The sequence below is a fragment of the Priestia sp. P5_B4 genome, assembly GCF_056400385.1.
The window spans coordinates 73716-92861 of sequence record NZ_JBFULJ010000001.1 but is presented as its reverse complement, the minus strand read 5'-3'; the positions used below and the strand labels follow the sequence as shown (position 1 = coordinate 92861).

The 19146-nt window shown below is 38.3% G+C and carries 15 protein-coding genes and 1 pseudogene; 1 reads left to right on the top strand and 15 read right to left on the bottom strand.

The genetic code is table 11. The features are described 5' to 3' along the window. Positions 1–45: 45 nt before the first annotated feature. The 13 genes from essA to AC1DRF_RS00365 all read right to left on the bottom strand — a co-directional run bounded on the left by essA (position 46) and on the right by AC1DRF_RS00365 (position 16599). Positions 46–543: a type VII secretion protein EssA gene (gene essA, locus AC1DRF_RS00425; protein WP_274157418.1), complete on the bottom strand. Its 498-nt coding sequence runs from the start codon at positions 541–543 to the stop codon at positions 46–48. After that, positions 521–3703, bottom strand: coding sequence for a type VII secretion protein EsaA (esaA, locus tag AC1DRF_RS00420; RefSeq protein ID WP_477740223.1), 3183 nt, complete (start codon positions 3701–3703; stop codon positions 521–523). Before esaA ends, essA begins: the two co-directional genes overlap by 23 nt. Further along, positions 3700–8178, bottom strand: a complete 4479-nt coding sequence (gene essC, locus AC1DRF_RS00415) for a type VII secretion protein EssC (protein ID WP_477740222.1) — start codon at positions 8176–8178, stop codon at positions 3700–3702. Before essC ends, esaA begins: the two co-directional genes overlap by 4 nt. A 12-nt stretch (positions 8179–8190) precedes the next feature. Next, positions 8191–9495, bottom strand: coding sequence for a type VII secretion protein EssB (essB, locus tag AC1DRF_RS00410; RefSeq protein WP_477740221.1), 1305 nt, complete (start codon positions 9493–9495; stop codon positions 8191–8193). A 14-nt stretch (positions 9496–9509) separates the two neighbouring features. Further along, positions 9510–9749 carry an ESX secretion system protein YukD gene (gene yukD / locus AC1DRF_RS00405; RefSeq protein ID WP_013055106.1) on the bottom strand — a complete coding sequence of 80 codons (240 nt, stop codon included), beginning with the start codon at positions 9747–9749 and terminating at the stop codon, positions 9510–9512. A 93-nt stretch (positions 9750–9842) separates the two neighbouring features. Further along, positions 9843–10136 carry a WXG100 family type VII secretion target gene (locus AC1DRF_RS00400; protein ID WP_013055105.1) on the bottom strand — a complete coding sequence of 98 codons (294 nt, stop codon included), beginning with the start codon at positions 10134–10136 and terminating at the stop codon, positions 9843–9845. A 372-nt stretch (positions 10137–10508) separates the two neighbouring features. Then, on the bottom strand, positions 10509–10901 hold the full coding sequence (locus tag AC1DRF_RS00395) for an SseB family protein (RefSeq protein ID WP_013055104.1): 393 nt from the start codon (positions 10899–10901) through the stop codon (positions 10509–10511). A 61-nt stretch (positions 10902–10962) separates the two neighbouring features. Further along, positions 10963–11562, bottom strand: a complete 600-nt coding sequence (locus AC1DRF_RS00390) for a WXG100 family type VII secretion target (protein WP_274157414.1) — start codon at positions 11560–11562, stop codon at positions 10963–10965. 109 nt (positions 11563–11671) lie between these two features. After that, positions 11672–11989 (bottom strand): hypothetical protein, encoded by a 318-nt coding sequence (locus AC1DRF_RS00385; protein WP_013055102.1) that lies wholly within the window; start codon positions 11987–11989, stop codon positions 11672–11674. 252 nt (positions 11990–12241) lie between these two features. After that, positions 12242–13447, bottom strand: a complete 1206-nt coding sequence (locus tag AC1DRF_RS00380; protein WP_274157413.1) for a DEAD/DEAH box helicase — start codon at positions 13445–13447, stop codon at positions 12242–12244. A gap of 365 nt (positions 13448–13812) precedes the next feature. Next, positions 13813–14907, bottom strand: a complete 1095-nt coding sequence (locus AC1DRF_RS00375; RefSeq protein ID WP_477740220.1) for an ATP-binding protein — start codon at positions 14905–14907, stop codon at positions 13813–13815. 293 nt (positions 14908–15200) lie between these two features. Continuing rightward, entirely contained in the window at positions 15201–15953 is a 753-nt protein-coding gene (locus AC1DRF_RS00370) for an STAS domain-containing protein (RefSeq protein ID WP_274157412.1), read from the bottom strand. Continuing rightward, positions 15940–16599 carry a cobalamin B12-binding domain-containing protein gene (locus AC1DRF_RS00365; RefSeq protein ID WP_274157411.1) on the bottom strand — a complete coding sequence of 220 codons (660 nt, stop codon included), beginning with the start codon at positions 16597–16599 and terminating at the stop codon, positions 15940–15942. Before AC1DRF_RS00365 ends, AC1DRF_RS00370 begins: the two co-directional genes overlap by 14 nt. Positions 16600–16741: 142 nt before the next feature. Here AC1DRF_RS00365 and AC1DRF_RS00360 point away from each other — a divergent pair, with 142 nt between their 5' ends. Beyond that, positions 16742–16891 carry a DUF952 domain-containing protein gene (locus AC1DRF_RS00360; protein ID WP_350494489.1) on the top strand — a complete coding sequence of 50 codons (150 nt, stop codon included), beginning with the start codon at positions 16742–16744 and terminating at the stop codon, positions 16889–16891. Positions 16892–17132: 241 nt separating this feature from the next. Here AC1DRF_RS00360 and AC1DRF_RS00355 read toward each other — a convergent pair. Continuing rightward, a pseudogene (locus tag AC1DRF_RS00355) lies at positions 17133–17465 on the bottom strand (response regulator); the annotation flags it as partial. Further along, positions 17458–19044 (bottom strand): DcuS/MalK family sensor histidine kinase, encoded by a 1587-nt coding sequence (gene dcuS / locus AC1DRF_RS00350; protein ID WP_477740229.1) that lies wholly within the window; start codon positions 19042–19044, stop codon positions 17458–17460. The gene dcuS and the pseudogene AC1DRF_RS00355, both read right to left, overlap by 8 nt. Between the last annotated feature and the right edge of the window lie 102 nt (positions 19045–19146).

The window sequence follows — 19146 nt, the reverse complement described above, 5'->3', positions numbered from 1 at the left end:
CGTCTATACGCAAAAACCTCGCTGTTGATTAACAGCGAGGTTTTTTCATTTTTTCACAGAAGGCTGAGGGCTAATGCGCGGTATTAAAACCGCAAATAATACAACAACCCCCACACCAATCAATAATAAATAAAACCATTGTAGGTCTGATGACTTTTCAGAAGCAGTTTGTTCTGTTCGATCTTTCTTGTAGGAAGTGTTTTTAGAAGAAAACAAGTTATATTCTTTTGCTTTCGCAGAAATCGTATTATCTTCAGCTGATGCGTTCGCAAAAAGACTTTCTTTTAAGCTCTCTTTCTCTACATCTTCCTCTTTTTCAAATGTAAGATCCTTTATTTCCTCCGGAATATTTCCTACTTCTTTTTTATTTTCTAGCAAAGATTCGGGGTCCAAGTTAATCGGATCATCCTTATATACATTTGGTTTAATCTCTTCAACGTTTCCGTCATCAGCTTCAGCCGCTGCTGCTACAGGGAAACAAAGAAGTGAAAAAATAAGAACAATACTTCCAATCTTCTTATTAAGCACTATAGGTTTCATCATTTTCAACCTCTTTAGTCGTCTTTAAAGCACGAATAATAGATGGCAGAACACTTAAAACGGCAGTCATTCCCAGTAATACAATAAGCGCCTGTCCAAACAGAGACTGCGTATCATATTGAATTGACATATATACTTTAGATACTGGATCTTCGTAATTAAAGTTTGGCATAGATAAGTTAAGAAGCGGGGTAATATAAAATAAAATCAACCCTACTGTCGTCACCCATCCAGCGAAGCTTCCTAATAAGAAAGCAATACGTACGAGTGTAGATGTAGCAAGCAATAAGACGATCGTAAAGATTGACCATTCCATTGCCCGGTCTCCCGATAACGAATAAATATTAAGGCTAAAGATACTTACCATTAACCCTACAATCAAATTCAATAACCCAAACAGCGTACCTTTCACAAGCATAGGTGCATGTCGGTAGTATTGACTGAAATAGCCAATTAGTAAGCTGCTGATTAAGATAATAACCAAAATGACAACTGGTGGAACCTCTTTTACTTTTTCAGCCGGCACTTCACCGCTTACTTGAAGAGGATTGGCTAAATAATGATAAACGTAATCATTATTCTGTCCATCTACTAATGTATTATTTAACAAACGGTATACCTGGCCGCGAACCAACTTCGTTGAATCCACGTTTTGGGCCCACTTGCTGTTAAGCGTGTCAGCTTTATCCTGGACTTCATTTACACGCTTCTGCAATTCATCTGTGTATGTGACAACATTTGCTTGTCTTTCACCTAAAGATGAAATGAGTTCGTTCATTCCCTTCAACTCTTGACCCATGCTTTGCTGCAGCGTCATTAAGCCCGTTACGTCCGGAGCTTCTTTCTTTTCTAATGCTTGATCTTCACCTGCGCTAGATTGAAGCTCTTGATTCATTGCATTTGCTTTTTCTTGAATAGCTGATAGCTCTTCCATAATAGATGCTTGTTCAGCATCAACTGTTTGTCCATATTGATCAGCAAAATCTTGCACTGAACTTTGGAACTGTGCTAACTCTTCTTTTGTTAGAGACAGGTTTTGTTGGATTTGCTTACGTGCATCTTGAGAAGAGACGGTCCCAGCTAACGCCTGCTGCAAACTTCCTTTAATAGAGTCATTGTTAAGGACGCTGTTCTGTATGTCTGTATTTCCTACCTGAGCTAAAGTCAAATCATACTGCGATAAATCACCGTAGTACTTTAGCAGATCTTCTGCACTGCTGCTTTGAATCTTACCTGAGAATGTATTGCTCAACTTTTCCTTGCGAGAAGCTGAAAGGTTTGGAGAAGATAAAATTTTATCTTCTTTGTTTGTAATCATCGTAATGAGATTGTCTACATTCACACTACCTTTAGAAGGCTTTTTGCCGTCTTCTTTCAACTTTTCATTCTCTTTTTTTAATCGTTCATTTTCTTCTTGAAGCTTAGCAATTTGACTGCTCGACGACTTGGTCGCTTCTTCTAAGTCTTTCTCTGCTTTGTTTTTCTGTGCTGTCAAAGACTTAACGTCTGCTTCCAAACTGGCAATTTTCTGCTTCAGCTCATCCGTATTTTCTCCTGAAGCTTCCGGCTGAACTGTTACATTTTGCAGCTCATCTTTGACTGCTTGTACCTGTGTTTTCAGATTAGCCACTTTTTCAAGCGCACTTTTCACAGCATTGGATGTACCTGATGCATCCGATGTGTCCGGTGTTTCAGGTGTTTCCGTTCCCTCAGATGTCTCAGGTGCTTCAGGTGCTTCAGGCGCTTCAGGTGTTTCGTTCACCATTCCTTGGAGCTGCTGTTCTAAGTCTTCAAGGCCTTTTGATATATCATCAAGCTTTGCTGTTTGCTGAGATAAATCCACTTTAATTGGTTCTGACGTTCCTTCGCCTTGACCGGAATCTGGCTGAGTTCCATCATCTTCTCCAGGATCCGTTGGCGTCTCTCCACCTTGATTCGGATCTGGCTGAGTTCCCTCACCTTCCCCAGGGTCCGTTGGCGTCTCTCCGCCTTGATTTGGATCTGGCTGAGTTTCGCCGTCTTCTCCTGGATCCGTTGAGCCTCCGCCACCCTCATTTGATGAAGCTGTCTCTAGCTGTGCACGAAGCGGCTTTAGCTTACTTTCAATTTGATTTAGGGTTGTTTGCTCAGACTGCTGTTTATATGAACTGACTATTTGGCCGTTCAAATCTTGCAGAGCTTTTTCTTGTTCACTGACGTTATCCGCTTGTTGGTCTCCAAGTTCTCCGACGGCTTTTTGATTTTGATCCAACTGCTGTTGAATGGAAGATAAGCCACTAAACACTTGATTGGCCTGCTCATTAAAATTTTGCTTAGAGCTTGGCTGATTAGATTCAAGGGAAGACAGCCCTTCTTGAATCGCAGTGACGCTTTGAGCCTGCGTTTTTTCAAGCATTTGTTTCTGTGTTTCTTGATATGTTTGATATTGATTTACATATTCAATAAAGCTGTTTAAATTCTTTTCAACCTGTTCTACGTCGCCTTGTCTGTCACTCGAACCTTTTTCTGCTTTATTTACATTATCTTGGATTTGCTGAAGAATTTTCTTTTGATCATTTAATTCACCTGCTAAATCTTTTGAATTCGGTTTATAAAAAGCGACCATTGTTTTTTGAAAGGCGATTTCTTTATTTAGAATTTTATCGAACTGTCCTCGTACCTTATCCACTTCCTGTGATACATAACTCCAGTACAAAGAGGACATTTCATTATTAACCTTTGTAGTAGCATCTTCTAATTCCCCTACTACTTTTTCCTTATTAACTGCGTTAAGCTGACTTTGAACTTTGTATTCCAAAGTAGCTTTTTCTGGCTTTTTTTCCTGATACGATAAAATATTTTGTGAGAAGGTCGAGGGAATATAGATAACCGCATCATATTTTCCATTCTGTAAACCGCTTGTAGCTGCGCTTCGTCCAAGCACGGTCCATTGATAATCCGACCCCTCCTGTAAAAGAGGAGTCACTTTTTCTCCAAACTCTATCGCTTTTTCACTATTTTCTTTTACTCCATTATCTTCGTTAACCACCGCAATCGTTCTTGTTGAGTTTTCTGTGACTTGCAGCGGGTTGTCTCCAATATACTGGAAAAAGAAAGAAGGAAGAGCCAAAATTAAAACAACAGCTAATATGACTTTAAGTGTATACTTACGCTGTTCGGTCATGTTAAGATCTTCCTTTCACTTACACATAGCGGGATTTGAATTCTTGTTTCTTTTCCACTTTTAATATAATAACCGAAGCCAGGGTTAACGTCGGCTTCTTTTCGGTCATAAGGAAGTGTAAATAAACTTTGCTCTGTTTTCTTCATCAGCAGCACGGCTTGGCTAATTTGCTTCACTTCTGTTGTTAACGCGTCAAATCCTTTTGAAAACTCATTGTTGTTCCCTGCAACAATCAAGTTAAAGCCCAGGTGACTATAATTTTTCATCAATTTTGTAATACGATCCTGCAGGACGCTGTCTAAGTTTTGCTGGAATCGTACAAATCCGTCTACTACAAGCATGATCGGGGAAAATGAAAGACTGTGTACCGTTCCTTCCTGTACTGCTTCCAAATACTTATTTTCACGTCGCTGCAATCGTTCTTCAGTTAAATCAAGCCAGTCAATAATCTGTTCTTTTGTTTCCATGTAAACAACTTCATCTTCAGCTGCATAACTTGATAAACCGCGGTCAATCGAATCAAATAGTCCGATTTGCTTCACGTCTTGTTCAAGCGCTGTTTGCAGTATGACCTTCACTACATTTGTTTTTCCTTTTTGCGTCTGCCCCATGACGATGCAATGCTTATTTTTCTTAAAGTTCATATGCACCGGTCGAACAAACTCTTCGTCTAATCCAAGAGGAATGACTCCTTTTTCCCTAATAACCCTTCTGTCCGTCATAAACTCGGCAAGTACAAGTTTCGATGACAGCATTGGTACAGGCTCCGGAACAATAGCATCAGCATATTGATTCTTTAATCGTTGAATGTGCAACTTAACTGTATCAAAAATTTCAAAATCATCTTTTCCTTCCGCAGGTAAAAACAGCTGCGCAAAATAAGGTTGATCCGTTTTGATAATAGCCCGGCCTGGAATAGACTCTAGCGCATACGGCGTACGTCCTAAAATAGAATACGCTTCTGAATGATCCATTAAATAATGAACAACCTTCGTTTTCAAGTTATTCATAAGCGACTGACGAATAGAATTCACCCGCGTCGCGGTAAAGATCATATAAATTCCTAAAGACTGACCGTCACGCACGAGCTGTGTAAACTGCATTTCTAGATCTTGCATTTCTTCTTTGACAAGATCAAAATTATCAATCGTGATAAAAATTAGAGGAAGCTCTTCTGAACTTAGAGCATTATACATTTTGATATTGCTAACTTCCCGATGTTGAAATAACTGCTTTCGCCTTGCGATTTCTTGTTTGATAATCGTCATGAATTTTTCAATTTTACGCATTTGATCCATTAAGAAATAATCCGCCGTATGAGGCAGCTGACGAAGCGGCAGCAGCGTGCCGTTTCCAAAATCAAAAATGTAATAATGAAGCTGCTCCGGACTCTTTCTTTCAGCTAGACTAAGAAGCAACATCATGACTGTAAACGATTTACCGTATCCTGACGAACCAAATATACCAATGTTTCCATCGTCCATCAGCTGATAGTTGTATACCGTTTGGCTTTGCTTTTCCGGTTCATCAATCAAGCCAATTGGGAATACGCCGTCTCGCTTCTCTTTGTACTCACTGCGAAGCAATCTTTCTTTAAGAGGCGGCAGCCATGGACTATTTAATTTTTTGATAGCTAGTTCCTGCTGCGTTTTTTCAATTTTTTGCACCACAACATCAATTTCTGCTTCCGCTTGTTTAGATGACGTCTGCTGAGTAGATACATCAGATAAAGGAATCAACCCGAGATCTGTGACAATGGCGACTTCATCTTCAGCCCCATACGTATCTTCCATGTACGGCGCGCCGCTCCAAGCTGACTGAAACAGTTCATACACTTCATTATTTCCAACCTGCAGATAGCCTCGACCCGTCACCGTAATAGAAGCAGCGTCCGCATTTTTTAAGATTTCTTTACTGTCAGCGGCATCTTGGACTTTTAAAGCTACTTTAAAGCGCGCATTACTCCAAATTTGATCGTCAATAACACCGCCTGGCTTTTGCGTCGCTAAAATTAAATGAACGCCCAGACTACGTCCAATGCGCGCCGCGCTGACTAATTCCCGAATGAACTCTGGTTCTTCACTTTTTAACTCGGCAAATTCATCCGAGATTAAGAATAAATGAGGCAGAGGTTCTTCTGCCATACCTTGCTTATATAAATCTGTATAATCATTGATGTGATTGACTTCATATCTATCAAACAAGCGCTGGCGTCGCTTTAATTCACTTTTAATAGAAGCTAGGGCTCTTGTACTAAAATTCTTACTTCCTTCAATGTTTGTAATGGTTCCAAGCAGATGAGGCATGTTTTTAAACGGCTGAGCCATTCCTCCGCCCTTATAGTCAATCAATAAAAATGCGACTTCATGGGGGTGGAAATTCACCGCTAGAGAAAGAATGTACGTTTGTAAGAATTCACTTTTCCCTGACCCCGTCGTACCTGCAAGTAATCCATGAGGGCCGTGAGCTTTTTCATGAAGATTTAGTTCAACAATATCTTCTTTTCCTTTTAAACCAATGGGAACTGCTAGCGACTTAGCTGATTCATTGCTTTGCCACCTTTGCACGATATCCAACTCACCAATTTCTCTTGCTTTAAATAATTCTAAGAATGAAACGCTATTTGGAATTGAGTTGGTCATACCAACTTGGTGATCCAATGTCCGTAGCATCCTTGCAAATCTTTCATTATAATCAAGCGTGTGTTTATCAAGCTGAAATGGAATATTCACAGCTTTTTGCTTTTGAATTAATATATCCCCCTCGGATTCGTTAATATAACGAACGAGTGTATGAACATGCTCCGTTAAGCTTTCCTTTGTCTCTGCCGCAAATATCGCAGAAAACCCAAGGTGAGGGTGATATCCTTCTAAATACTCTAAGATAACGTGATCTGCAATTAACTGCTGATTCGTAATAATAAAAACAAAGTGAGGCAAGAAAACCCCTTCTCCTTTTGCTTCATCTAAATCGCGTTCTCTCAGCATTTCATAAATAGAAGATAAAAGCTGATCTCTCGTTTGTTCATTATAGATGAAACCTTTCGCAAAAGAATGCGGAAGCTGAAAATGAGGAAGCCATTTCATCCATTCCCACGCTTTATATTCTTCTTCATCAAAAATGAATACGAATCTTACGTCATGATAACTGTGGGAAAATGCCAGCTGTCCTACAAGCTGATGCAGTTCATTCTTCACCGTTTTCATCTTTCCTACCAGACCGATAGAGCCTAAACCTAAATGAGCGGTAACAGGGGCATTTTTCACTTCTCGATAGACCTTTTCCATGTGCTGAGACTGCTCAAGCAAATCATCAATTTCTCGATTAGCCATATCTCCGCTATTCAAAGAAATTTGGTAGCTTCCCGGAACTGTTCCTGTTCCAAGGCGCACCTGTAAAAAATCACTGCTTTCTACAGTTCGTTCCCAAATTCGATCAGAAATCTGTTCTGTTAAATATTTCATTCGTTCAAACGTCGGAAAATGATAAGATAATACATCTCGTTGAACTGATACTAGTTCTTGTAATTCCTCGCGCTTGTTCTCTAAATACTTTGTATAAATTCGACGACGACGCTCCTGCCGCTTCTTGCGCTGTTTTTTATCTTTGAAGTATTGAACGGTAGATACAATCAGCGTGGTCGTAAACATCATGACAGATATAATAATAAAAATTCCCCTAGGCTGAATAATCGAGACCGTACCCATGACTAAAAGCATGACTAATGGCGGTAAAATAGTAAGCCACAAGCTTCGGTTATTTTCATCATTGTCTTGAGATGGAAAGGACAAGCTCACCTTATCATTAGGCAAATCATATATCATGCGCGGTGTCCGTCTATAAACCGGGTACTTCTTTTTCATTTCAGAAATAGGCTGTGCCGTAGCTGGAAGCTTAGATGCATAATTATAGCAGCTTTGAATCTTCAGCAAATCTTTTTCGATCAATTGAATCGTCATAGAAGACCATAAAATAAGATCTCCGGGCTGAAGGTTCGTATTCTCTTCTAGTCGGTGTCCGTTAAGATAAAGCGGTTCGTGGTTATAAAAGACCTTCCACTTCCCGTTTATCTTTGATAAGTAAAATCCTTCTTTTGCCTCTACTACACACTTTTCTTTCTGCTGATACACATCAGCTGTTTCATCACTTGTGGAAAACGAGACTTCTGATCCGTAATCAATATAATAGACAGCTTCTTTAACAGCTGTCTCTGTAAGGACAAAGGTTAAAGCATGTCCTTGTTCTCGCCATACAAACGACTCAGAAACAGATAGCTCTGCTATCCTTTCTTCTCCGTAGGAAATCAAGAGCCGGCCGTTCTTTTCAGATGACAGCGTCATTTGCCCTTTCTCAAACGGATAGGAAAACGTAAAAGTTTGATTCTGAGTGTTTCCTACCGTTGCTTGGCGAAAGGTTTTAAAATCTACAGGCAGCTGCTGATACGTTTGCCCACTAACTACCCAAAGCATATTCATACAACTACCTCCCTACTTCGATTGATCTTCCTGCTGTTTTTTCTGCTCTTCTTGTTTCTTTTTCTCGGCTTCTGCAGCTTTCTGTTCTTCTTCCTGCTGCTTGGCCGCCTGTGCCTCCTCAGCTTGTTTCTCTTCTTGCTGCTTGGCTACTTCCGCTTCTTGCTGATCATTTTCTTTCTTAAATTCTTCAAGTTCGTTCGCTACTTTATCAAGCTCCTCTTGCTTTTTATCAGCCGCTAAATCGTTGTCTGTCTTTAGCTGACCTTCGTATTTCATTAGTGCATAGATAATTAACGAACGTTCTTCTAACAACCTGCTGACTTCTAGCGCTTTTTTGTTGTCTCCTCGGCCAATGTAAAACCAATAGGCAAAATACTGAGGATCTGACTGAAGCGTAATAGTCTTTAAAGCATTTGCTTTTTGCTCCTCCCCTAACTTTTCATTAACAAGATAGGAAGTTGCTATTTCGTATTGCACAATTTTAGGCATGCTTTCAATGTCATAATCTTCAAGTGTGTCGACTACTTTGCTGTAGTTTTTTTCAAGAAAGTATTCGTTGCTTTCTACAAATGCTTCTTGTTTCGGCTGAGCAAAAAAGTAAGAGTAAAAAGTATAAATAAGAGCTGGAATTAATAAGGCAAGTATACCCACAGATGAAAACTTAAAAATGGTCCAGCGTTTTTGAGGAAGTTGAACGATTGTCTTTTGATGCTTTTCAATTTGAGTTAGCTTATGCTGAACAAATTGACTCAACTCTTCCGCATTGCTGATATGCATTATTTTTTTAGCGTCTTCTTTTAATTGCAAGGTCTCATATAACTTAAAATACTGTTCAAATGTATGCGATGAGTCAACGGCCGCTGCTATCGTAGCCTTTAACTCTTGAAAACTTTGTTCCCCGTTAGACTCATAAGGAGGTAAACTTCCTTTGACTCCATAATGTAAAAAAGCCGGACTTAAACTTTTATCAAAAATGATATTTTCTGGACAAATCAACAAATGCAGCCTTGAAAAAGAATGCTGCTTTACCTGTTTGATAAGCTGATCTGCAAACAGCCACTTTTGCTGTTCTTCTTTTCCTCTTAATGCTGTAAAAGGTTGAAATTCAGAGGTAGGCTTAATTGTTATTTTAAGTTCATCATCGCTCATCATGATTTCTTTTTGAAAAGCCGTGTTTACATCCTTTAACATTTCAATTTCAACAGAACGATTAAGTCGAATTTTTTCTTTTTGAAAAACAAATGTATATTCATTATTATGACGTGTCATTACAGCTTCGAGCTGTTCTTCTAAGTAAGTCGGTTTCTTCTCTGACATTCTAATAGACTCCTTTAGAGAATTTCGATACAATCACCTGTGGTAATTCCGCAGTTAATCATCGTCTCATTTCCCGAGAAAATAAGATTTTTATTTGAAACACGTATCCACGCACCGTCCTTTGGTGATTGAGTAATCTTTTTAGCTTGCCAAACGATCTCGACTACTTTTTTGAGTGAATGATAGTTTGATAGTCGCAAATCGAACCGATCACCTGTATAGTGCTTTAAGTCTACTGTTACTTCTATATACATAGGGTTTCATCACCTCAAAACATAGAAAAAGCGCCTTCATCTTTTGAGAATAGGGCGCTCCTTTTATTACTTCACTTAGATTATTAGATGAAGTTAACCGCGGATTTGGCTAGCGATTTGGTTATCTGTATCTTCAAGAACGTTTGCAGAGTCATCTAATTGCTTAGCAATCTTTGTAAGTAGGTTAGACATTTCAACGAAAGAAGGCTTTAATTCTTCGTATTGAGCAGCAAACGCTTCGCTTGAAGCACCTTCCCACATGTCTTGAAGTTGATTTTTCATTGTATCAAGACGGCTTACTAATTCTTGAACTTGACCGCTTTCGTTAGTATAACGACCTGCCATGTCGCGAAGCTCTGCTGGTGTTACGCGAATAATTCCTGACATACATATCTCTCCTTCGGTTTATATATTTACTATTATTGTAAGAAACTCTAGTGATAAGGTCAAAGGTTACTTGCAAAAGCCTCCAAAAATGAGAATATGTATCTACAAATACCCCTAAAAAATGCAAATAAAACCTAAACAACCAAGATTTTGTTCTCATTTAAACCTTTTCCATCTGATCTATAGGTACCTATTTAAAGGAAAATAAAAACTATAAGTCTATTAAATTACATTTTTGTTCATTATCTATAAAAATATTTACTAGTAATAAAAAAGCAGCAGCCTATTTAAGGCCCTGCCTCTTTATATATCTTCTATTTATTTAAGATTCAGACATGCTTGGAAAAAGCACATGCGCTTTTTATTTTTTGGCTACTGCTTAAAATAATTTTGATCTTCTTTTAACATCCTTATTTCTTCGGGGATGAATAATTTTGAGAGAGGCGTGTCAGGGTTAAGTAATATCGCTATTTCTTCATTTAATACAGGCAGCATATCCTTAAATGATACGCATACGGTCTTTTCATCTTTCAGCATCTGTTCAATCGGATATTTTGACGAAAAAACAGGTAAATATCGGTACGCTGCGCTTTTCATCGTCTGAACGTAGTGCTCTGCAATCAATATATCTGATGCTCCATGCTCTGAACTAACAACTAGCCATAAATTGCTATTCATTAAAGTTTTATAAAATTGAGCAATTTTCTTATTATCTTTCATTGCTTCAATTAATGATTTTTCTAATAAGTTAAATGTATATTTCATTGCCGAGACAACCCTGTAAGGAACTGTACCATTTCACTTCCAGCGCCATCATATACTTCATTCATTCTCTCTTCACTTCCTCTGTGCTGTCACTAAACATAATGTTTGAAGGATTCATTTCCTGACTTAAAATACCCAACCCCATTTGAATAACGCCATAAGTAAAAAATTCCGTTCGACTGCATGTAGAACCATTCACTACTTTTTCTTCCCAAGACATAGAAAGCGAATTCCACATAACATTAAGAGTACCTAAAGGTTTTTCAATCGTTCTATGCATATTGTCATACGTATTCCATTCTTTTAAGTTCTTTATGTCATTCCACGTATCTTGTGAATGGGTGCTCCCATCGCTCCACACGCTCGACCAAAACTCCGTCCAGCCTGAAGAGCCTTCTAGCTCTCCATCTGCTTTTCTCATTTGTTCTGCCGTGTCTTTTACTAATAAATGTGCGTTTTCCGTTAGCAAATCAAGTTTGCGAATCATATGCTGTAACTCTTCCTGCAAGTCCAGCACTTTATCAATATCTGCAACAGACAAGAAATGTAGATTTGTAGCTTCCCAGCTTAGTTTTTGAAGTGCATCAGCCGTCTGTGAATGAGAGTGCTGAATTCGCTCTGCAAATGTCTGCAGCACCTCTGGATTTACTTTTATCTCCATGTATGTCCGTCCCCCTATCTCTCGTAAGCCTTCAGTCATCATCCAAACATTTTTTAAGCCTATACGGAAAGACTCACTTTCTAAAGGAGTGAGTCGATAATGTTATTTATTACGCCGATGCTAACTCTCTTAATCGTGAAATTTCTAAGCGTAAAGTTTGAAACAATTCATCCCTTACGTCGTACAGATGAAAAGTAGATTGCGTAATATCATTATAAATATCCTCATATGAGCTCTTAGAACGCCCTGACCAATCTGACGCATATTGTTGGTGCGAATTTTGAAACAGATAGATACCCTCTTCAAGAAATTCCATGATACGTTGAACTTCATGTAAATATGATTCTAATTGATCTGCATCTCGACTATATTCTTTACTTTTTCTTCTTCGCTCTATGTCGTCAAAGAGATCATCAATTGCATCCATAAAATGTCCCCACGTCCTTCTTCCTCTTTTATTAGAAGTCTCTTAAAGTAATGTTAAAATAAGGTTACAAAAAACAAAATCCATCATTCAAACTATTTTCATACCTAGGAAAAAATATCTACATTTCTCTTTTTTTACTTATTTATACAGGTAAAATAGAGAAAATAAACAACGCCAGGCTGCTGTTATAAAGCAGTAGACGTTGCTTTTTAGGTTGTAACACTGCTGTTATAAAAAGGAAGAATACCTAGTTTACATTCGACCTTTTTGTTTCTTTTTCTTGTTAAATGGCTTTTTTGAAGGTTTTTTAGCTGTACGGGACTGCTCTTTTGTTCCTTCATCCACGATTTCACCCATATAAAGCTCTTTTTTCACTAATGAAAGTTGAAGTTCACGTGCGATTTGTTTTAAATTTCGCTCTTCACGTTCAGTCACAAGAGAAATGACTGTACCTTCTGCTCCCGATCTGCCTGTTCTACCTGAGCGATGGACGTATTGATCTGCATCTTGAGGAACATCGATGTGAATTACATGCGTCAATCCCTTAATGTCTAATCCTCTAGCTGCGACATCCGTTGCTAATAAGACAGGGAAATCTCCTTTTCGAAACCCTTTAATCGTCGTAGCACGATCTTCTTTTTTCGTTTCACTGTGCAAAGAGCCTGCTTCTACACGCTTAAATGTTAATTTTTCTTCAAACTCGATTAGAGTATCAATTCCTTTAAAAAAGGCTAAAGCTTTCATTTGTTCTTGACGAACTAGTTTTCTAAGCACGTCCACTTTATCTCTAGCTTCACTTTTGATGTATACATGCTCTACCTTCGAAGCCGGAAGTTCATCTCTTCCTACCTCTATTTCAAGAGGGTAGTTCATCATATCTTTCGCTAGCGATTTGGTACGTTCTGATACAGTAGCTGAGAAGACTAGGATTTGACGATCACTTAACGCCATTTTTACAATCTGTTGAACCGTTTGAACATGCTCAGGTACAAACAATTGATCCGCTTCATCAATCACAATTGTTTTGACTTCGTGCATCTTTAATTTCTTCATTTTAATTAGCTCGTTCAAACGTCCTGGGGTACCAACAATGATATTGGGACGTTTTTTGAGTTTTTCTAATTGCCGTTTCATATTTGCTCCGCCAATAAACGCAGCGCTTGAAATACCGCTTCCCTGCGACCAAGTTTGAATTTCACCGTGAATTTGCATAACCAATTCATGGGAAGATGCTAAAATAACAGCTTGAATATGAGATGGTCCCGGCTGAATGCGATGTAAGACAGGCAACAAATACGCCAGCGTCTTTCCTGTTCCCGTTGGGGATTCTCCTATTACATCTTTATTAGCTAAAATCTCTGAAATAGCTTTCGTTTGAATGGCAGTAGGCTCATTGAACCCTGCTTTTTTCCACGCCTCTTGTAAAAAAGGCTGTAAATTCTCTATAAACTGACTCATATCTATCTCCTTTTCCATGCTTTTCTCGATATTATAAACGATTTTTTTCATTTCAATTAAACGAATGTATCAGTGGCCATGTGCGTTAATACTGACCTTAATTTCTATTTATAAATAAACCTTTCTTATCCCAAGGGACCCTGTCAATCCGTCAGTAGAAAAATCGGTTGTTACCTTAACTTTTCTACACCAATAAACATAGCTTCAACTATGATACACTATTGCTTCTATAGAAAACAATATGATCCTCTTTATTATGGACGAAAACTTGTATAAGAAGGAGGTTTTATGTCCTATATGGATCCAGACGCAAAGGGCTCAGCTGCTTACTTCCTCTTTTTTAAGAAAACAGCCGCCTCTCTGAGCTACGAGAGGCGGCTGTTTCGTTCTATAATTGGCATATCAATAATAACCGTTGTCCCTTTTCCTTTACCGCTTTTAAAATGCATGGTACCTTGATGACGCTCCATGATTTTGTAACACACGGCCAGCCCTAAGCCAGTGCCCGCTTCTTTTGTAGAATAAAACGGCGTTCCTACTTGTTCAATCCTCTCTTGACTCATTCCGATTCCATTGTCTTCAAAGTGAATCAATGCTCGTGTATCTTTTTCTTCAACTGTTATTGTAATATGACCTTTCTCCATAATAGCTTCTACACCGTTTTTGATCACGTTGATGAACACTTGTTTCAATTGATTTGCATCAGCCGAAACATAAATAGGCCTTTTGGCTGTTTCTTTCAATAAAATAGAAACATTATTTAAATTGGCCTGCGCTTCCATTAGCGTAATAACTTGTTTTAAAATCTCGCATAAATTGGTCTTTTCAAAAGATACATGCTGCTTTTTTCCAAGAATGAGCATTTCACTGGAGATTAGGTTGATGCGGTCGATTTCAGACATCATAATATCTAAATATGTGTCATTTGTTTCCTTAGAGGCTTGCATAACCTGTACAAAGCCTTTTAAAGAAGTAAGCGGGTTTCTAATTTCATGTGCGACGGCGCCTGCCATTTGTCCAATAACGGACATTTTTTCCGAGGTTATCATAAGCTCTTCATCTTGACGGTATGTAGTAATATCGCGTGCAATCATAAATACACCTACTACCTGCTTATGAACGATGATGGGAAGCAAAGAACACCTAAGCAACCGTCTTTCTCGCTTTCTATTGATCACATTCATTTCGAACTTAGCACCTTTTCCATTCAGCACTTCTTTAAAATACTCTTTACACATATCAAACTCTTCAGCTGCGATAAGAGCTGAAGGTTTCATCTTTTGCAATTCTTCACTGGAGTATCCAACGATTGCTTCACCTTCTGGATTAGCAAGAAGAACTTCACCCGTTTTACTTATTTCAAAAACGCCATCGGGATTATGTTTGAATAAAGATTGATAGTGCTGATTGCTCGTTTGAAGTTCGTGTTCTTTTACTACGAGCTCTTGCTGGGACTCCACTAGTTTATAAGCTCTCCTATATACCAACCCATACAAAATAATCCCCGTAGCTAAAATAAAAAACCAACCTTTGTATTGTTGAAAAAAAATATATACTTCAAAACGACCTTGCGCTAATGTTCTAGATATATTATCAGATATCAAGATCCATACAGCGCCAATAATGATATATATAATTGAAATTCTTAAAGCTACTTTACGCGCGTGTTTCACCAAATTTTAATCACCTGTTTATCAGTATTGATCCCCTGTCTTATTGTCTTTATATGAAGTGTTCACTTTTTGTAGTCATTTCATGCCGTTGTAAAAAATTGATGAATGGCCTGACCTAAGTTACTAATAGATTTTACATTTGCTTGAAAATGATACTGGTGAAGCCATTGACTATGATCGGGTGTCACACCTGTTAAATAAATCTGTACACCCATTAGCTGAAATTCCCATATTAAATGTTCTAGGGCTGCAACACCTCGTTCATCAATTTGACCTATTCCATTAAAGTCAATGATAACTCGATCAACCGTTTCTTCATCTATTTGTCTGAGCAGCCGATGCTCATTTTTCATGATGACTTCCTCAAATAAATCGCCAAACAGAGGTATAAGCACCATGTTGTTCGATAAATGAATAAACGGTCCCGACAGTTCTATAACTCGGTTCATTGCTTTTTCTAATCGTTCTTTTTGCAGCAGCAGTTCTAAGTCTGTTTCAGATAAACGCGCTGTATGTTGTTGGATTTTTTCTGAAAGAATTCTAATTTGAGAATCTTCCTCTACACATATCACATGCGCCTTATCTTGCTCCCATTTGCAATTCACGGTATAAAGAGACATCTTAGCTTTGCGCGAATGCATGACTAATTCTGTTTTTATTTTTTTCTTCTGCCCTAATCGTTTTCTAGCTTTGATCTGACTATCTTCGTCAACAATTTCTAAAAAATGTTGAACCTCTCCGAATAAATCGGCTGCTTCATCAGATTGCGCTAGAATATTCATTTCCTCATCCATAATAAAAACAGGAAGCGGAGCATATTTAATAGTCGACAACCTTAATCCCCCTAATCGATTGATAATGAAAAAACTCTTTCAACTCCTCTAACTGTGCAATAAACCGAACTTGATTTGTTTGAGCAAAAGGAAACTTATAGCTTGAAACTACTCGACCTCCAACTAAAATAAGCGGCTGATGTTTTGTCTTTTGTAATCCTTCTATATATTCGTTTGCTTTTTCTATATGATGAGTTAAACTGAACGAGATTCCTACTAAATCAGGTTTCCATTGTTCAACAGCGTGCGTTGCATGTAAAAGCGGAGAGTCTGCTCCTAAAAGTTTCGTCTGCCAACCGTGCTCTTCAAAGAGAATGGAAATCATTTTTAAACCTAAAAAATGCTGTTCATTTTCTATACACAAAAACAGACCTTTTTTTTCATTTTTAATAACTTCTTGTCTTATACACAATTGATAGCGTGACAAAACATAGTCACAGGTAGTAGTAGCTAAATGTTCATCAGCCACTGAAATTTCATCTTCTTCCCACATCATACCGATTTGAGCCATCGACACTGAAATGAATTGCTGAAAAATATAAAATGTATCGAAACCCTGCTGTCTTTTTTTCCACACAATATTCCAAGCTTCATCTTGATTCCCTGATAACAGTAATTCAGTCAAGCGTTCTATGCTTTCAATCAAGAAACCACCTCTTTTTCAGTCAAACGACTTGTTTTTTCCTTTGTTATTATCAACCATACCACTTAACTCACCCGCACTCTACAGTAAAATATTCTCACACTGACAAAATAGCACCGGACGTCTCTGACAGGTCAATCTCTTTATTTTTCAAAGTCAACGAGGTAGTGATGCAGCAAGTGACGGTTTTGTTCATTGTATAAGTACGCATACACAGGTCGTCCTATTGTGCCGTAAGTCATTCTTTCTCCAAGAAGACCTATATCTGTTAGAAATTTTAAATATTTCCGAATAGACACTCTTGAAATTCCCGTTTTTTCAGCTACATCATCAGTCGAAAAAGGGTGATCTTTAAGATGCTCAATGGCTTCTACGATAACTTCTAATGTTCCTGTCGTTAAACCCTTAGGCAACGGCTCTACCCGAGCTTCTTTTATTTTTTTATTAGACAGCAGCCCATCTAATTCCTGTTGGTTAAGCTTAGGTTGCTGTTTTAACGTACGAAATGTTTGTTTGTAAGCCGAAAGTGCTTGATAAAAGCGTTCAAATGTAAAAGGCTTAATCAAATAATCAATCGCTCCGTAGCGTAGAGCTTGCTGAATCGTTTGGGCATCCGAAGCAGCGGTGATAAAAATGACATCTATTTCCTCTTGTTTTGTTCGAATCTCTTGTAAAACTTTCAAACCATTTTGTCCAGGCATAAAGACATCAAGCAGCACTAAATCAACTTGATATTCATTTACCTTCACCAAGGCTTCATGACCCGAATGAGCAACAGCGACCACTGTAAACCCCTCTATCTCTTCAATGTACTTTTGATTAAACTGAGCAACCATTGGGTCATCTTCAACAATTAATACTTTAATCAACTTGATCTCTCCTTGTTTCGTACGGAATATCAATATAGAATGTGGTACCGCTATTTATAAATGAGTCAATGACGATTTGGCCACCTAGTTCGTCAATCGTTTGCTTCACTAAATGCAGCCCAAACCCTCTGCTCGTGCCTTTTGTAGAAAAGCCTTTCTTGAAAATCTGATTCATTGTATCGGAAGGAATGCCGCAGCCTGTATCCGTGACTTGAATCGTAAGTTTATTGTTTTTATAAACAAGCATAACGGACACTTTTTTAGAGGCTTGATGACGAACTGAATCAATTGCATTATCAACTAAATTCCCAATAATGGTAATGAGATGATGAGTAACGTGTGGATCTGAAGGTTCTGGAATAACTTCATCAGCGGAAAACGTCAGTTCTACGCTTTCCTCTCTAGCATAACTCATTTTGCCCATGAGGAACCCTGCCAACGCATGATCTTTAATAGATTTAGTCACTGAACTAGATTCATCGACACGGTGATTAACAAGCTGATGAATATACGTTTTTAGCTCATCATAATAATTCATCTGCACCATTCCTAAAATCACATGAAGTTTATTCATAAATTCATGCGATTGTGCTCGAAGCGCTTCCACATACATTTTAACACCTGTTAGCTGTTCTGCTAAGATGTTAACTTCTGTTTTATCCCGAAACGTAGAAAGTGCCCCTACAATCTCTTCGTTTACTACTAACGGAACCCTGTTAACCACAATGGCTACTCCATTTATGAATTGCTCTTCATCGTAATGAGATTCCCCCGTAGACAAAACGTCGTCCAGCCTGGAGGTGGGCATATATTCTCGAATAGACAAACCGATTGGCTCTGGTGCTAACCCTGCTTTAACAAATAAACGGCGTGCAGAACGATTAGCAAGTGTAATATTACCTTCTTTATCAACAGCTATCACTCCTTCACGAACCGACTGCAGCATGGTACTTCTCTCTTCTAGAATTTTAGCAATTTCAGAAGGTTCCAAGCCAAATAAAATTTTCTTTATGTAATTCGCTAATAAAATAGCACCAAGAATACCCACAAGTAAACCAATTAATGAACCTAAAACAATTCGACGATGCCCATCTCTAATTGCTTCATTTACATTATTCAAAGAAATCCCCACAGCTACTGCGCCAATTTGTTGATTTTTTTCATTATAAATAGGTGCAAAAGCGCGCAGAGATTTATCGAGCGTTCCTTTTGATACAGATACATAAGATTTCCCGTGCAATGATTTTTGCTCATCGCCTCCGGCAAACCTCTTTCCTATCTTTTTAGGATCTGGGTGAGATTGCCGAATTCCATTCATATCCATAACAACGATAAACAAGACGCTTGATTTTTTACGAATTCGTTTAGTGAATTCTTGAATTGACTGAGGTGTTTTTGTCTCTAGTCCTTCTTTCACGTTCGTTGATTCTGAAATAATCGTAGCAATAGTCCGAGCTTTTTCAGCCTGTTGATCCCGAATATTTTTTCCAATTGAACTGCTAACTAATAAATCCGTTAACAATAGCGATAGAATCACCACCATGCATACAAGCAGCACCGTGATGCTTCGCAGACCCATTCTTCCGTGTTTCACATTCTTCCCTCGCTTCCCTGCTTTTCTTGTTTATAGCACAAGAAAAAGATCTTATCTAGAGTCAGATAAGATCTTCGCTTATTTAAT

Excerpts from the sequence above, each read along its gene's own strand:
- essA (WP_274157418.1), bottom strand. The coding sequence starts at position 543 with ATGATGAAACCTATAGTGCTTAATAAGAAGATTGGAAGTATTGTTCTT.
- esaA (WP_477740223.1), bottom strand. The coding sequence starts at position 3,703 with ATGACCGAACAGCGTAAGTATACACTTAAAGTCATATTAGCTGTTGTT.
- essC (WP_477740222.1), bottom strand. The coding sequence starts at position 8,178 with ATGAATATGCTTTGGGTAGTTAGTGGGCAAACGTATCAGCAGCTGCCT.
- essB (WP_477740221.1), bottom strand. The coding sequence starts at position 9,495 with ATGTCAGAGAAGAAACCGACTTACTTAGAAGAACAGCTCGAAGCTGTA.
- yukD (WP_013055106.1), bottom strand. The coding sequence starts at position 9,749 with ATGTATATAGAAGTAACAGTAGACTTAAAGCACTATACAGGTGATCGG.
- AC1DRF_RS00400 (WP_013055105.1), bottom strand. The coding sequence starts at position 10,136 with ATGTCAGGAATTATTCGCGTAACACCAGCAGAGCTTCGCGACATGGCA.
- AC1DRF_RS00395 (WP_013055104.1), bottom strand. The coding sequence starts at position 10,901 with ATGAAATATACATTTAACTTATTAGAAAAATCATTAATTGAAGCAATG.
- AC1DRF_RS00390 (WP_274157414.1), bottom strand. The coding sequence starts at position 11,562 with ATGGAGATAAAAGTAAATCCAGAGGTGCTGCAGACATTTGCAGAGCGA.
- AC1DRF_RS00385 (WP_013055102.1), bottom strand. The coding sequence starts at position 11,989 with ATGGATGCAATTGATGATCTCTTTGACGACATAGAGCGAAGAAGAAAA.
- AC1DRF_RS00380 (WP_274157413.1), bottom strand. The coding sequence starts at position 13,447 with ATGAGTCAGTTTATAGAGAATTTACAGCCTTTTTTACAAGAGGCGTGG.
- dcuS (WP_477740229.1), bottom strand. The coding sequence starts at position 19,044 with ATGGGTCTGCGAAGCATCACGGTGCTGCTTGTATGCATGGTGGTGATT.